Origin of the sequence: Candidatus Bealeia paramacronuclearis (assembly GCF_035607555.1) — a bacterium.
Classification (GTDB): domain Bacteria; phylum Pseudomonadota; class Alphaproteobacteria; order UBA9655; family UBA9655; genus Bealeia; species Bealeia paramacronuclearis.
The window spans coordinates 898,471-913,988 of sequence record NZ_JAVHWZ010000001.1 but is presented as its reverse complement, the minus strand read 5'-3'; the positions used below and the strand labels follow the sequence as shown (position 1 = coordinate 913,988).

The 15,518-nt window shown below is 42.9% G+C and carries 15 protein-coding genes; 11 read left to right on the top strand and 4 right to left on the bottom strand.

Going from position 1 to position 15,518, the window contains the following annotated elements:
- Positions 1-4: 4 nt before the first annotated feature.
- A complete protein-coding gene (infA, locus tag Bealeia2_RS04595; RefSeq protein ID WP_331255933.1) occupies positions 5-223 on the bottom strand; it encodes a translation initiation factor IF-1 in 219 nt (72 codons plus the stop codon).
- On the opposite strand from infA, the gene recG reads away from it, so the two are divergent.
- On the top strand, positions 222-2,432 hold the full coding sequence (gene recG, locus Bealeia2_RS04590) for an ATP-dependent DNA helicase RecG (RefSeq protein ID WP_331255932.1): 2,211 nt from the start codon (positions 222-224) through the stop codon (positions 2,430-2,432). The two genes, infA and recG, sit on opposite strands and share 2 nt — an antisense overlap.
- A gap of 8 nt (positions 2,433-2,440) precedes the next feature.
- On the opposite strand, the gene Bealeia2_RS04585 is transcribed toward recG, so the two are convergent.
- Complete coding sequence (locus tag Bealeia2_RS04585) at positions 2,441-3,313, bottom strand: hypothetical protein (protein ID WP_331255931.1); 873 nt, start codon at positions 3,311-3,313, stop codon at positions 2,441-2,443.
- Between the two features lie 459 nt (positions 3,314-3,772).
- Here Bealeia2_RS04585 and Bealeia2_RS04580 point away from each other — a divergent pair, with 459 nt between their 5' ends.
- Together Bealeia2_RS04580 and Bealeia2_RS04575 are read left to right on the top strand one after the other, a co-directional pair.
- Positions 3,773-4,105, top strand: coding sequence for a hypothetical protein (locus Bealeia2_RS04580; RefSeq protein WP_331255930.1), 333 nt, complete (start codon positions 3,773-3,775; stop codon positions 4,103-4,105).
- A gap of 4 nt (positions 4,106-4,109) precedes the next feature.
- Positions 4,110-5,426: a hypothetical protein gene (locus Bealeia2_RS04575; protein ID WP_331255929.1), complete on the top strand. Its 1,317-nt coding sequence runs from the start codon at positions 4,110-4,112 to the stop codon at positions 5,424-5,426.
- Between the two features lie 9 nt (positions 5,427-5,435).
- On the opposite strand, the gene Bealeia2_RS04570 is transcribed toward Bealeia2_RS04575, so the two are convergent.
- Together Bealeia2_RS04570 and dut are read right to left on the bottom strand one after the other, a co-directional pair.
- Positions 5,436-5,915, bottom strand: coding sequence for an SH3 domain-containing protein (locus tag Bealeia2_RS04570; protein ID WP_331255928.1), 480 nt, complete (start codon positions 5,913-5,915; stop codon positions 5,436-5,438).
- The gene (dut, locus tag Bealeia2_RS04565) at positions 5,912-6,385 is read right to left on the bottom strand and encodes a dUTP diphosphatase (protein WP_338453474.1); all 474 of its coding nucleotides are present in this window, start codon (positions 6,383-6,385) and stop codon (positions 5,912-5,914) included. The genes Bealeia2_RS04570 and dut overlap by 4 nt, the downstream gene beginning before the upstream one ends.
- Positions 6,386-6,485: 100 nt before the next feature.
- On the opposite strand from dut, the gene Bealeia2_RS04560 reads away from it, so the two are divergent.
- From Bealeia2_RS04560 to fliG, 8 genes are all read left to right on the top strand, one after another.
- Positions 6,486-7,370, top strand: a complete 885-nt coding sequence (locus Bealeia2_RS04560; RefSeq protein ID WP_331255926.1) for a LysR family transcriptional regulator — start codon at positions 6,486-6,488, stop codon at positions 7,368-7,370.
- 25 nt (positions 7,371-7,395) lie between these two features.
- Positions 7,396-8,298 carry an MlaA family lipoprotein gene (locus tag Bealeia2_RS04555; protein WP_331255925.1) on the top strand — a complete coding sequence of 301 codons (903 nt, stop codon included), beginning with the start codon at positions 7,396-7,398 and terminating at the stop codon, positions 8,296-8,298.
- 6 nt (positions 8,299-8,304) lie between these two features.
- Positions 8,305-8,907: an MlaC/ttg2D family ABC transporter substrate-binding protein gene (locus Bealeia2_RS04550; protein WP_331255924.1), complete on the top strand. Its 603-nt coding sequence runs from the start codon at positions 8,305-8,307 to the stop codon at positions 8,905-8,907.
- A 147-nt stretch (positions 8,908-9,054) separates the two neighbouring features.
- Positions 9,055-10,326: a flagellar hook-length control protein FliK gene (locus Bealeia2_RS04545; protein WP_331255923.1), complete on the top strand. Its 1,272-nt coding sequence runs from the start codon at positions 9,055-9,057 to the stop codon at positions 10,324-10,326.
- A gap of 13 nt (positions 10,327-10,339) precedes the next feature.
- A complete protein-coding gene (locus Bealeia2_RS04540) occupies positions 10,340-11,293 on the top strand; it encodes a FlgD immunoglobulin-like domain containing protein (RefSeq protein WP_331255922.1) in 954 nt (317 codons plus the stop codon).
- Between the two features lie 12 nt (positions 11,294-11,305).
- Positions 11,306-12,625 carry a flagellar hook-basal body complex protein gene (locus Bealeia2_RS04535; protein WP_331255921.1) on the top strand — a complete coding sequence of 440 codons (1,320 nt, stop codon included), beginning with the start codon at positions 11,306-11,308 and terminating at the stop codon, positions 12,623-12,625.
- 185 nt (positions 12,626-12,810) lie between these two features.
- Positions 12,811-14,502, top strand: coding sequence for a flagellar basal-body MS-ring/collar protein FliF (gene fliF / locus Bealeia2_RS04530; protein WP_331255920.1), 1,692 nt, complete (start codon positions 12,811-12,813; stop codon positions 14,500-14,502).
- Complete coding sequence (gene fliG / locus Bealeia2_RS04525; RefSeq protein ID WP_331255919.1) at positions 14,502-15,518, top strand: flagellar motor switch protein FliG; 1,017 nt, start codon at positions 14,502-14,504, stop codon at positions 15,516-15,518. The genes fliF and fliG overlap by 1 nt, the downstream gene beginning before the upstream one ends.

The window sequence follows — 15,518 nt, the reverse complement described above, 5'->3', positions numbered from 1 at the left end:
GCTTTTACTTATGTCGGAACGTAATACGGCCCTTGGTCAGATCGTAAGGGGTCATCTCCACGTTCACTTTGTCCCCAACAAGCACACGAATTCTGTTTTTGCGCATACGTCCAGACGTGTGAGCCAAAATGATATGTCCATTTTCAAGCTCCACGCGAAAAGTTGCATTAGGGAGGAGTTCGGCCACAGTGCCTGCAAACTCAATTAAATCTTCTTTAGCCATGAAATCTCGCAAAGAGGTTATCGGATCCTTGTATGTAGGTCATTTGGGCTCTTTTGTCAAAGTACAATTAGAAAACAAATTTCAAAGAAGTCACCTTGCGAAACGCTTTGCTCAATGGCAAGATTCAATCATGATGCGCCCAGACACACTCACCCCACTTTTTGCAAAAACCGAAAGCCTTGAAGGCATTGGCCCTCAGTTGGCCAAAAAATTTGAACGCTTGGGATTAAGACGTGTAATTGATCTCATTTGGCATTTGCCTGTAAAACTGGATCATTATCCGCTTTATCCGACCATTGCCGCAACGCCTTATGGAAAACCCGTGGCATTTCCGGCTGAAATTGGAAATCACATGGCGTCCAGTAGCCGTGCGCCTTATAAAATTACCGTTTTTGATAATACGGACCAGGTGGACCTTCTGTACTTTAATGCCGTCAAACCTTATCTTTTGAAGCGCTTTCCCCCGGGCGAAAAACGAATTATCACAGGCACTATTGAGATTTTTGGGGGAAGCAAGCAATTAACACACCCGCCCAAAGTGGCCCCTATGTCTCTTCAATCCTCATGGCAAGAGTATGAACCCGTCTATCCCCTCACCTTAGGATTGCCGAATTTTCAACTGATCAGTGCCATTAAAAAAGCACTCCGAAAATTGCCAGAGCTCAAAGATTGGATTTCTGAAAGTGAGCTTTCTGAAAAAGGATGGCCCACAATTGGTGCGGCTCTTCAAAAAATTCACGCCCCCCGCACGGAAGCCGAACTTTTTCCTGAACATCCCCTGCGCAAGCGTTTGGCATATGATGAACTTTTGGCCGACCAATTGGCACAAGGACTTTTGCGCAAGTATCAAAAACGCCAAGAAAGCCCTCTCATTTCGCCATCAACCCAATTGCGGAAAGACATTCTCGAGACCTTCCAACACCCCCTAACCCAAGGCCAATTACAGGTTTTGAAAGAGATTGATCAGGATCTCTCCTCAGGTGAGCGAATGATTCGACTTCTTCAAGGCGATGTTGGTTCAGGCAAAACCATGGTAGGACTTTTGGCAATGGCTTCTGCTCTTGAATCTGGATTTCAAGCGGCATTTTTGGCACCCACAGAAATTCTTGCACGCCAACAATTCGAGACGATCAAAAAACTCATGCACGGCACAAATTTGCGGATTGAGCTTTTGATGGGGAATCAAAAAGGGCGAAAAAACCTTCTCGAGGATATTGCACAGAATAAAGTGAACATTGTCATTGGCACCCACGCACTTCTCCAAGATGATGTGCTGTTTTCGCATTTAGCTCTTGTTGTTATTGACGAACAGCACCGCTTTGGAGTGGAGCAACGCTTGAAACTTACTCGCAAAGGCAAGTGCCCCCATATTCTGGTCATGACCGCAACCCCCATACCAAGAACGTTGATGCTTACAAATTATGGCGACTTAGAGGCCTCTCGCCTTCTGGAAAAACCCAAAGGACGTCTTCCCATTGACACCCGTGTTTTTCCAGCCAAACGCCTTGAGGATATCGCAGATGGACTTCAGCGTGTTATCGATCAGGGAGGGCAAGCCTATTGGGTTTGTCCCCTTGTTGAGGAATCAGAAACCCTGGATTTGTCTGCCGCAACAGAACGTTTTGAACATTTAAAATCCCTTTATGGAGAGGGAACCGTAGGTCTTGTACATGGCAAAATGAAGTCTCCAGAAAAAGACGCGGTTATGGAAAAATTTCGGGGGGACAAGATTCAAATTCTTGTCGCCACCACCGTGATTGAAGTGGGTGTGGATGTCCCCAATGCCAACGTGATCGTTATCGAACATGCAGAACGCTTTGGTTTGGCCCAGCTTCATCAGCTGCGAGGACGGGTGGGCCGCGGCGAAAAACCTTCCTCCTGCCTTTTGATTTACAGCTATCCCATCAGTGAAATTGGTCATGCACGCCTTTCCATTATGAAGGACTCCAACGATGGTTTTCGGATTGCAGAAGAAGACCTGCGCCTGCGCGGTGGTGGTGATTTACTCGGCCTTCGTCAAAGTGGCCTCCCCTCCTACCGGATTGCAGATCCACTTTTTCACACCGACCTTCTCGAGATGGCACATGCCAAAACGCAAGAAATTTTGGAGACTAATCCCCACCTCAAATCCGAAGCAGGAGAGCGTTTGCGCACCCTCCTTTATCTCTTTGGTAAAGATCAAGTCGTCCATACCTTAAGTTCGGGATAAAGGCACCGCTATCTTAAGTTTTGCACGGGTTTTGTCATAGGTTGTTGAAGTGCAGGTTTCCCCTTATCACTAAAGGTTATGATTGAAGTATTTCCATGATTTACAATTGAGACGTCAACCTTGGACGCAATTTCCTGCACGGACGTATTGCTGAGCGTATTATTCGATTCCATAAAAGTCACCGGCACAGAAACATTTCCCAAAGAGAAATTTAAACCAAGCGTTGAGGGCTCAAACAAACAGTTTCCAAAATTTGTGACATTGCTCACGAACTCACCCGTGAATTTTCCAGCCTTAACGATGATAGGTTTTGTTATGGGCCCCCATCCGTTATCAGAATCCCAACAAACTGGTTTATTGTTATTTTTTGCAATCGTAATTTGCTCGCTCGAGTGATTCACAAACTGGAACACAACGGTTGAAGGTTTTTTATTTGGATTTTTATTTTTATTAGTAAGAGTCATAGTAACCAGCGTGTCGCCCAAATACTGAGATTGTTCATACCTAACATCAAATGGAGGAATAATAGGGAATCGAACACACCTCACCCTCCCCAGTACACTGGTACATTTGTAGCTCACATTATTAAAGTCATTAGATTCATCTCTAAAATGTATGTTAAACACTACAAAAGGGTCAAGATTACAAATCCCCTCATTAAGTTCGGTCCTAAAATATTCAGATTTTTTATTACTGGAAACTTTATTATCAAACGAACCCTTCCAGCATTTGTTTCCGTCCCCACTAAATTTAATACGTGTAGATGTATTATTCACAAAGTGAAAATAGACAGTACGCGGTGGATCCGCACGCACTTCAGAGGTTAAAGCAGTCACAAATAACGCCGCAGCAAGGAAGAAAAGAAGGAAGGAAGGTTTCATGATTTTGTCTCTATATTCAATTTTTAAATTTTAGCCTTAAATTCATTTTACAAAATAAGGGTTAATAAAATTTTAACGGGACAAAGTCATACCATGAAAAACAGAAAACAGCCTTTTACCCTATCGCCATCCAAGAGGCACAAAGCCATCTAAAAAACTGAAATATTCTCATCCAGGCGCGAGGATGACAGCGGAGGCCGAGAGAAGCAATACGGATTTAATAAAATGCCGTTAACAGTTTTTTAATTTTTATTATGTAAAATTGTAGATAATTTCAAAAAAACCAATAAGAGATGGATTATGAAACCACTCCTCCTGGCCTTAACGCTCACCCTAACATTCCTCATTTCGTCTGTAAATGCAGGAAGGCGTGTCTATTTTAAATTTATCAATTATTCAAGTTGCCCCGTCACAATAACAACATCAAATTACATATGTTGGTATAAAAACACAACGTTAATGCCTGAACCATTAACAGTGTATCCGGGCGACCCTGGTTATCCCTACTCAACTCAAATAAAAGCCAGCGGACTTTGTTGGGATAGATACTCTTACTTAGATCTCGAATTTGCGAATGGATTTGAGTCAAAGTCTGTAGAATTCACTCAATATAAAACTAATTTGACATACAACTATCTCAAAACTTCAGGTGATGGAAGTCTTGCAACATGGATTGATGTGTCAAAGATAGATCCTGATTTAATGGCAACACTTACATTCACTGATGGAAATGCCCTGCATAAAGGCAAATGCTCAAAAAATAATCTCACTAAAAAATCAGGTAAAAGGTAGCAAAATGACAGCTTCTATTTTATTTAGAATCCAAATGCCCCTCTTGATCATTTTCATCAGTTTTTCTGCAAATGCAAATATGAGCGGCCATGTCTATTTCAAATTTATTAATAATTCGAGTTATGATGTCACCATAAAAAAGACAGCTGAAAAAATATGGGATGATTTCTCATCAAACACTTACATGATCCCAGATCCTTTAACTCTTCATAAAGGGAAAAGTTCGCCACCTTTAAGTACATATGTTTCCGATGATTATAAAAAAGAACCCGCAACCTTAAGTTTTTCTTTTTCCTCACCCTATCATGCCATACCAGTCACGTTTTTCAATAATGGGTATAAAATCTGGCATACCTATGGAGCTGAAAATGGCGACTACAGTCTTGGTGTATGGATTAATGACCCGCCCAATGATAATGATCCTATGATTGCCACTATCACGTTTAGTGATCGCAAACCACACGAAGTCAATTTTCAATTTAAAAACACCTCCAGTTATCCCGTCACGATCACCTGGAACAAGTTAAATAATTCATGCTGGTCTCCTGGCCCGAGTCAGCGAATGATGTTCACGTCTCAAACTGTTTTTCCTGGAAAAACTCTCAATCTTAATAAAACGCAAACGAATGATTCAGGGACCTGCTTGCATACGCCTTCAGAGTTAGAATTTACCTTCTCGTCACCCTATCATTCCGTACCTGTAACATTCACATATACTGTCTGGAATAACACTCTGATTCACAAATATGGGACCGAACACGGTGATTCCACCCTAGGGCTTTATACAGACACGAGCTCCCCTAATATAGCCAAAATTGAATTTGTGGATAGAACAACACCAACAGCTCCTATCACCCTCGAATTTTCAAATGGGGATAGCGGATGCCCTTCTATTGAAGTTGAAGAATTGGGCTCCACGTGTTGGGACACAAATGATAAGTTCCCCCTATCCGTCAACGCTAATCAATTCGTTAACATTAATACACACACATACATCCTTAAGGCGCCAGAATGTAAAAATAGTGCCACCTCCGTCCTGAATCTTAAATTTTCAGGGCAAGGTCAATCAACTTTAGCCACATTAACAAGAGCTCATAATAAGATCTCAGGATTTATTGCAAACCCAAATCTGAGGAACTTTTATCCACAAATCATTCCAGATCCCAGCGGAAACAAAGTAAAATTAATATTTAAAGAGGGCACAGGGCCGTGTTCTAATGAGATAAATTCCATGAAGCCACTTCAATCAAAACCATTAAAAAGACCTCAGACTGTCACTCCACAAAAACCCACTGTGAAAAAATTTCAAAATTTGCAGTAAGGGTAATTATTAATTCACCTTTTCGTTAGGATAAACGCCCCAAAGATCGGTGCGTTTAACCCAGCCCTTTACCCCCTCGGTTTTGACTTGGCAAAAGAGTCCCTCGCATTTTTGCAAATCAATCAAAAGACCTTTTTCAAGACGCGCTAGAATCGTGGTATTTTCTTGAGCGGTTGAAAAAAGACTCACGTCGGAATTCATCACCCAAGCCGTTCTTTTTCCCATAAGCATATTGCGATGAACCCAGCCTTGAGATCCATCTGAAAAACTTAAACGGCACCAATTATCAAACTCTGCGGTGATTTCCACAGGAACGCCTGATTTTACGACGACCCATTCAATGGGATAACCTGGACCTGGACCTACCCGAATATTCGCGCGCTCAGGACGAATGGTTGCAAACCGAGGAATAGGAAGATTTTTGTCCCGTGCCTCAAGCGAAAGAGGAATGAAAAGGGAGAGAAATAAAAACTTAACTGTATATCTCATGATTTTCCCGATTGTTGATGAATTCCGGTAGATCCGAATCCCGCTTCATTGCGATTCAAGGTTTCAAGATCCGTATGTGCCATCACTTCTGTCCATGAGACATTCTCAACTTTATTCACAACCAGTTGAGCAATACGCATACCGCGCTCAATCTGAAACGGCTCTTCTCCAAAATTAATAAGAAGAACTTTAATCTCACCCCGATAATCAGCATCAATCGTTCCTGGCGAATTTAAAACCACAAGCCCATGCTTGAAAGAAAGTCCAGAGCGCGACCGAATTTGGCCTTCATATCCGGGGGGAAGGGCTATGGAAAAACCGGTGGGCACTAAAAACCTTTGTCCCGGATTTAATGTAAGAGGCCCCTCAATCGCAGCACTTAAATCAAGGCCCGCACTTAAAGGTGTGCCTTGTTTTGGCAAATCCAAATCTCCGGCATGTGGCAATCGAACGATATTCATTTTAAGCATTTTTAAATCCTATTCAGTTATCCATTGAAAAATACTCTTTTGCATGTATTCTCGCAAGCGGTGAAGACAAAAGATAATTTTATGTGATAAAAGAGAGTTTATGGATTGGGATAAATTACGCATCTTTCATATTGTAGCAAGCTCAGGAAGCTTTACGAAAGCCACCTCAATGCTCAACATTAGCCAATCGGCAATTAGTCGCCAGGTCTCGATCCTTGAGGACGAACTGGGGACCCCCCTTTTTATTCGCCAACCCCGCGGCCTTGAGCTCACCGAATCTGGAAAAATCTTGAACGAAACGGCAACGCGGGTTTTTTCAAAATTGGCCGCAACTGAGGCACTCATTATTGAACAAAAAGGACAACCTCAGGGCGACCTGAAAGTTGCAACAACACTTGCATTTGGGACATTTTGGTTGGCCCCCAAGCTCAAAGAATTTACAGATCTTTTCCCCAACATTCGCATCAATGTTCTTTTAAAAGATGAGGACGTTGATCTCAACATGCGTGAGGCCGATGTGGGGATTGCCGCAGTTCCGATGAATAACCCAGATCTTGTACATACGGGTGCGATTCAATATCGCTTAAGAACATATGGCAATAAAAATTATTTTGAGAAATTCGGTATTCCTAAAACCATTGAAGATCTCAATCATCATCAAATTATCGTCTATGGTGGAAACCCCGCCCACCCCTATCATGATCTGGATTTTCTTTTACACGTAGGAACTGACAAACCACGCAAACCGTATTTAGTTTTCAATAGCTCTCATGGCATGCTAGAAGCTATCAAAGGGGGCATGGGAATTGCCTCACTCCATCGTTATATCGTCGAAGGCTCGCCAGATCTTATAGAAGTCCTACCGGATTTACCAGGATCTGAAGTTCAGAGATATGTCATTTATCCCCATCAATTAAAACACTTAGTGAGATTGCGGGTTTTTGTGGATTTCATTTTGAAAAAAATGAAAGAAAAAGAATTGTAATTTTAGGAAACGAGTTATTTGTAAAATGAAGACACATTCAAAAAATGGCCATGCTAAATTCATTTCAGTACCTTTTAGCAAGATGATGAAAGAAGCTCAGCATGACGGCCCTTATTCTCACAAAAAAGGACTATCTACACTTTTCTTATCAATTTTCCTCCTGATTTCTCCGGCTGGAAAAGCCGAAGTCTCGCAATGGTATTATGAAAACGGAACGGTTTCCCAACCCACCCATTCCAATGAGCCGCGCAACCCGTATCCTGTTTTTACGAGCTCTTCTTCAGACCCCAGGGATCCCATTGAACCCTTTAATCGTATCATGTTTTTTACAAATGATCTAATTGACGGACTTTTCTTACAGCCTCTTTCAAAAATGTATAATGGCGCCGTCCCTGATTTTATGAAGACACGCATTCGTAATGTGTTAACAACATTGATGCATCCCGTTGTATTTGGAAACGATCTTTTGCAAGGGGATTTTGAGGATGCGGGGATCACAATCTCCCGCCTTGTAATTAATGCCACGGTTGGTGTGGGAGGCCTATTTGAAGTCGCAGAAGACTGGGGATTCCCTTATCAGAAAAAAGATTTAGGCCAAACATTTGCACGTTGGGGGATTGGTGAAGGCTTTTATTTTGTGATTCCCATCTTAGGCCCCTCAACAGCAAGAGAAGCTGTAGGTCGTGTTGGAGATGCCGCGATGAATCCCCTGACTTGGACTTTGGAAGCCCCCCTCGCCCCCATTTATGGAGGGTCTAATGTTCTTGAAGCCCGCGCCGATGTTGAACCCTTGCTTGAAGATTTAAAAGCCAATTCTGTTGATTATTATGCCGCCATTCGCACTTGGTATTTTGAGCGCCGGAAGCGTGTGATTGAAGGGTATCAAGACGAACTTCTAGACACACCCACCCCCGATGATGAGGAGTAATATTTCGTGAAATTTCGCTTTCTTCTAACCGTACTTATGCTCGTAACCACACCTTTTTTAGCCAAAGCCGAGCAGACTCACGCCACCCCTGAAGCCTTCATCCAAGAAATTGGAGATCAGGTAATTACACTTTTAACGAATAAAATGATTGATACACCTCAACGTGCAAAAGTCTTCCGGGACATTTTTGAAACAAAATTTAATGTTAAATCCATTGGAAAATTTGTGCTCGGACGCTATTGGAAACAAGCAACTCCTGAGCAAAAGGAAAAATTTCTCCAGCTTTTTACAGATGGAATTGTCAACAGCTATGCAACGCGCTTCCAAGAATACACGAGCCAAAAATTTGAGGTCACAGGATCCCGAAAAGAGTCAGATGGTGGCATTACGGTCATCTCAGAAATCACCCCAGAGCAAGGACAGCCCATTCGTGTGGATTGGAAACTTTTTGAGAAAAACGGAGAACTCCGTATTTATGATGTTCTTTTGGATGGAATTAGTATGAGCATTACACAGCGCTCTGAATACTCCGCCGTGATTCAACAAGGGGGTGGAAAGATTGACTCCCTCCTCAAGGCTTTGGAAGACAAGCTGGTCATCCTGGAATAAAAATTTGCGCAATTACGGTTGTCACTTACCAAAATTGTGAGAAAATTTAGCCCTAATTACGTACTAATCGTATGTTTCTTGTAGCCTCCTAAAACTGGCACACCCCTTGCATTGACCTCAAGCATATGCAATGGGAGAATTTAAAATATGCTTGAAATCATTAATCTTGCCCAAGCCTTAATGGGGCAAAATCAACAGGCGTCTGGGGCAAAAGGCGAGACCTTTGAGAATTCTCAGGATGGGGAAGGTTTGAATTTTCTCGACCATTTTAGCGAGACCAAAAAATCTATAATTGAAGGACAGGAAGGCTTGGTATTTGCAGCCATGCCTACGCCTCTTCCCTATCAGCAAAACATTAACATTTATTTTGAAGATATACCTGAATCTTCATCATATCAGCAAATTCTTCTAACACAAGAACAAGCCAATTCATTGATGCCCGAAGAGTTAAATCTTGAAAATCTCGAAATAAACCCAGAATCACAGTCCACAATTTTCAAAGGGATTTCGGGCGAAGTAAAACGTGTTGATGAAATCCTCTCAAAGAAATTGGAAAAGTTTATTCCACAAGACAAAAACGATGATAGGTCAAATCAAATTGCTTCTTCGGAGGAAGCTCTTATAGACAAAAATTCACTCGATTTTCTTGCACCAGAAGTACAAAAAATCGTCAAAAACAATCCAACATTAACACCCAATGAAAATCAAGAAGGCATTGAAGGCGTCGTAAGAGAATCGGAATTTCCACCCACACAAAATACCAATCTAGAGGAGAATTCCAAAAACTCCTCAGATGTCGCAACATCTTCAACACAAGATTCATCTCAACATATTCAAAAAAATGATAAAACAGCGCCATTTCTCTCGGAATTTAAATCCGTTCAAGATAAAGACATTGGAAAGACAGCGGCTCAACAAGATTCCATTTCTGTTCAGGCTCACGAAGGAGATACCACTTTCACGGGAACACTAAAAGCTGATCCCTCCCCTACCCTTTCCAAACCCCAGGTTATGGATCAAATTTTTACACGGCTTGATTTTCCAATGCTCAAGCAAAAGGGAGATCAAAAAATTTCCATCGTCCTTGATCCTCGTGAATTGGGTCGGATGGACATCGAATTGCATATGGATGGCGACAAGGTAAATGCTGTCTTTAAGGCAGATCAACAAGCCCTCAACTTTGCCCGGAATGATGCGGATAAACTTGCTCAAATGTTAAGAGACCAAGGCTTTAATGCCTCCTCACAAAACTTCCAATTCCAAGAAAGACCCTCCCAAGATGCCCAATATGCGCGTCTTGAGAAAACCTATGGATCTTCTTTCTCGTTGGAGGAAGGAACGGATGGACAACCCCTCAAAATCCCCAGTATGCGCTATAACGTTGGCGTCTTCGGACGCAGTTATGATGCGGTTATTTAAGGAGAGATAAATAATGGCAACTACTCAAGCTATTTCCAAGAGCGCTGTCCCCTTGGACGCCAAAAAGAAGAAACGCGAGGGCAAGAAACTCGATATGGAAAATATTGGATTTCAACTCATGATCAAGCAAATGATGAATCAAAATCCGATGAATCCTCAAAAACCTAAGGATATGTCAGCAACTTTCTTCCAAATGAACTCTACAAAAAACCAAACAGCTCAATTAGAGAAAATGGATAAAGTTATTGAAAAAATGGACATGATGATGGGTGTTCAAGCCAATAATTTCAAAGGTCAAGAAATTGTGGCCAAAGGGAACCAGTTTGTTCTCCCCGATTTACCTAAAATGGCTTATGAAATTCCAGAAGGCACAAAAGTCGCAATGATTCATGTTTTTAACGATAAAAATGACCATGTCAAAACTTACATTGGTGAATCCACACCAGGAAAACACGACATTACATTTGATGGCTTTAATTCAAATGGCGCAAAACTTCCCGAAGGAAATTATAAGTACGTCCTTGAAACGGAAAACGTTTCAGGAGTTGCCCAATCCCAAAAACTCGGTAGATTTGATCTCAAAAACCGCTCCCAAAATCTAATGTATGAGCTTCCTCAAAATGTTGAAAAAGCAACTCTTGTGATGTCAAACGAAGAGGGACGCATTGTGGGTGCCATGAACTTAGACGGTCCAAAAGGGCATCTGACCTCAGGGCGACATGAAATTCCATTTGAAGGCCTCGGACAAAAAGGCGTGCCTTTACCCGGTGGAAAATACACCTTCAGAGTCAAAGCCTGGGATGCTGAAAACCAAGAAATCCAGGGAGAGACATTGGTCTCAGGCAAAGTACAGTGGGGTGAAATGAAAGACAAGTCCCCCATGTTGAATTTGGGGAATGGCCTGTCTGTTCCACTTTCAGACTATCGGGCGACACGTGCCATTTCAATGCTAACAGAACAACCATAAAGGAGATTTTAAATGACGAAACAATCTTCAATACAAGGTATTAATGCCAACCAAAATGTGATGGGGGCTTCTGCTGGAAACCTTGCCACTCAAAATGCTGACAACGTCTTTGGGATGAACTTACTTCAAACAGAATCCGTAACAGGCGCTACAGGCAATAGCGGTGTTAAAACAACTCAAATGATGGATACCAGCCAGGGCACAATTAACAGTACAGGCAATAACCTGGATTTTACGATCCAAGATGGTGGCGCCTGGGTTGCTGTTAAATACAACGGAGCCATTGCGTATGTCCCTTCCGTACGTGGCACAATCAATAACTTGGGTGAATACGTCACTCAAATTGGAAATAATGAATATCCTGTTTTAGGATGGCCGACTTTAGCCAATGGCGATATCGATACAACAAAAGTTCAAAACAAGTACGATCTCTCTCAGCTTTCTCCTATTCAAGCGGACAAAGTAGCCACTACAGCCAGTGCTACGACAAAGGCAGATTATATTTTGAACTTGCCCGCTAATGCACCTATAGCTACAGGTAATGCGGCTATCGACCAAGCTGCAGGATCTGTCCAAAAAACACCAACATCTGTTATTGACTCACAGGGAAATCAACACACCGTCTCACTTGTGTGGACCAAAACTGCGGCAAATCAATGGACGGTCACATCAACATGCCCAGACGCACAAGCAATAAATTTGGGGACAAACGCCAACCCTATAGCAAATGCCGGGAACGCCTATAGTGTAGTTGTAAACTTTAATGCAAACGGGCTTGTAACTGGATATACGTACAATGGTGTTGTCAATGGTCCTTCAATGCCAAATATGTATATTCAATGGACACCTACAACCACCGTTCCTGCAGATAGCGGCATCACTATTGGCATGGGGCCGGTCAATACTCCCGGTGGTCTCACTCAGTATGGAAATTCCTATGCCGCCAACAAACCCAATACGGATGGCGTTCCTTATGGCAACTTTAATAACGTCTCAATTGATAACCAAGGATACATCATTGCAGAGTTCACAAATGGCGCTCAAATTTATGTAGGGAAAATTCCTTTTGCAAAATTTAATAACAACCAACTCACACGAGGGGGTGGAGTTTTTACAGCAAACATTCAATCCGGTTCCCCCATTTTAGTGGAGGCCCAAACTAATGGCATTGGCGCAGTTGAATTTGGAACAATTCAAGGATCTAACATTGACCAGGCACAACAACTTATGAGTTTGGTGACCGCTCAGTTGGGCGTTCAAATGAACTCTGAAGCGCTAAGAATGCAATTTGATGCGGACAAAGCTTTATTGAGTGTGGCCCGTTCATCATAGTTTTAAGAAAATGAGGGAAGGCTTTGTCCTTCCCTCATTTTTTTAGTTGCAGTTTTCGTTCATTTTTCTCAAGATGAATAAAAAATGAGAATGTTGTGTTTTTTCATCGTCATACTGAATTTATTTCAGGATGACATGAGGGGCACGCAGCCTCAATAAATACTCAACAGGGGAAGGGTGCAGCTGTGAATGCGCTCGTAGAAACACTCAAAGGTTTTGGATTAATACGCCTTGCGATTATGGGTTCGGTTTTGGCCGCCATGGTCGGATTTTTCTTTATGATCACAGCAAGATTAAGCGAACCTGATTATGGGTTGCTTTTTGCTGACATTGATCCTGCTGATGGATCTCAAATCGTCTCCCGTCTTGATGATATGGGAGTCACTTATAAACTTGAGGGAGGGGGATCTCAGATTTTTGTGCCCTCCGAACAAGTGGCACGTCTCCGCATGGCGATGGCTGAAGCTGGACTTCCTATGGGAGGGTCCATCGGATATGAACTTTTTGATAGAACAGATGTGCTCGGATCTACAAGCTTTGTTCAAGACCTCAATCGCTTAAGAGCTCTTGAGGGAGAACTATCCCGAAGCATTCGCTCTATCAATGGCGTTTCCTCAGCGCGCGTTCATCTCGTCTTGCCGAAAAAAGAACTTTTTGCGCGAGAGGCCCAAAAAACCAGTGCTTCTGTAATTATTAAAATGAGGGGTGCGGGGCGCCTTGCCCCCGGTCAAGTTCAGGGTATTCAACATTTGGTTGCAGCAGCCGTCCCCGGCCTTGCCGTTGAAAACATCTCTATTATTGATGAAAGAGGAACGCTGCTTGCAAAAGGATCTGATGGAGAATCGGCCATGGCGGCCAATCTGGAGGAAGCCAAACTCAACTACGAATCCCGCGTTTCTAAAATGCTTGAGACTTTACTCGAAAGATCTGTGGGCCCTGGAAAAGTCAGAGCTGAAGTCAGTGCTGATTTGGATATGGACCGCCTGACCGAAAATTCAGAAACCTATGATCCCGATGGGCAAGTCGTCAGATCTACGCAAACAGCAGAAGAATCGGCCAATGCATCTGAATCGGCTTCATCAGCAGGCGCCACTTCCCAAAATAATGTACCCAATGCTCAAGCTGCGGCAGGCGGAGGTGGAGGCAAAAACACAAATGACTCCAAACGCACAGAAGAAACTATCAACTATGAAATCTCCAAAACCCTCAAAACACACATTAAAGAATCTGGTGGTGTGAAAAAAATCTCAGTCGCAGTTTTGGTTGATGGCGTTTACACAAAAGGGGGAGATGGAAAAGAAGCTTATGCTGCACGTCCCAAAGAAGAAATGGATCAACTCACAAAACTGGTCAAATCCGCCATTGGATTTGATGACAAACGAGGAGATACCGTTGAGGTTGTGAATATGCGTTTTGCCCCTGAAGAACCCGGGGCGCAAGAAACTGGATCAGATCTTTTCATGGGCTTTACTCGGTTTGAAATTATCCGCATGATCGAAAGCATTGTGCTGTCTTTAATTGCTTTGCTGGGTCTTCTCTTTGTCGTACGACCCATTATTACGCGCCTTTTGAATCAGGTGGGAGCGGCCTCAGTAGCCTCTCAAGATGCTCAATTCGCCCTTGCAGGAGCTGGAACTGGAGGAAGTTCTTCCAATCCCATGAGCGCATTACCACCCGGGTCCCCTGCCCTTCAATTGAGTGGTCCTGGTGGAGGTCATCTTCCCGCCCCTACGGAATCTGATGAAATGATGGCTATTGATAATGTTATTGGCAAGGTTCGAGTTTCTGCTGTTCAAAAAATTGAAGAGATCATTGACGATAAACCTGAAGAATCTGTCGCCCAGATTCGCACTTGGATGCGGGAGGGGCAAGACTAATGGCTGCACGTGATACTGTTCGAAATCCCAAAGGCCCTGAAAAAGCTGCAATCTTGTTACTCTCTCTTTCAGAAGCCCAAGCTGGAAAAATTATGAATAAACTTGAGGATTATGAAATCCGCGATCTTTCTCAAGTGATGGCATCTTTGGGCAAGGTAGAATCAGAACTTGTTGAAAAAGTTTACGTCGAGTTTGCAGAAAAAGTCTATTCTGGTGGCGAGCTTATTGGAAACTTTGAAAGTACCGAACGCACCCTCATGAAACTTCTCGGCAAAGAGCGAGTTGATGCCATCATGGAAGAAATACGAGGTCCTGCAGGCCGCACCATGTGGGACAAGCTCGGAAATGTGAGCGAAGAAACACTCGCAAGCTTTTTAAAAAATGAATATCCTCAAACAATTGCTGTAGTCCTTTCAAAAATCAAGACAGGTCATGCCGGACGTGTTTTGGCACTTCTGCCTGAGGAGCTCTCCATGGAGGTCATGCTACGCATGCTTAAAATGGAATCTGTTCAAAAAGAAGTGTTGGCCGATGTCGAACATACACTCAAAACCGAATTCATGAGCAGCCTGTCCCGCACCACCAGCAAAAATCCATATGAGGTTTTGGCTGAAGTTTTCAACTCCTTTGATCGCTCCACAGAAGAGCGTCTCATGGAAGGGCTTGAAAAGCGAAACCCAGAGGCCGCCGAAAAAATCAAATCTCTCATGTTCACCTTTGACGATCTGATCAAATTGGATGCCACTGGTGTTCAGACGGTTATTAAGGTCGTAGACAAAAGCGTTTTGGCCATGGCTCTTAAAGGCGCCAAGCAAGAAATTAAAGATCTTTTCTTCAACAATATGTCCGAACGTGCGTCTAAACTTTTAAGAGAAGACATTGAATCTTTGGGCATGGTCAAAATCAAACAAGTGGATGAAGCCCAACAACAAGTTGTGCTCACCACCAAAGACATGGCTATGCGTGGTGAAATCACAATCCCTGAAGAATCTGAAGGGGAGGAAATGATTTATTAA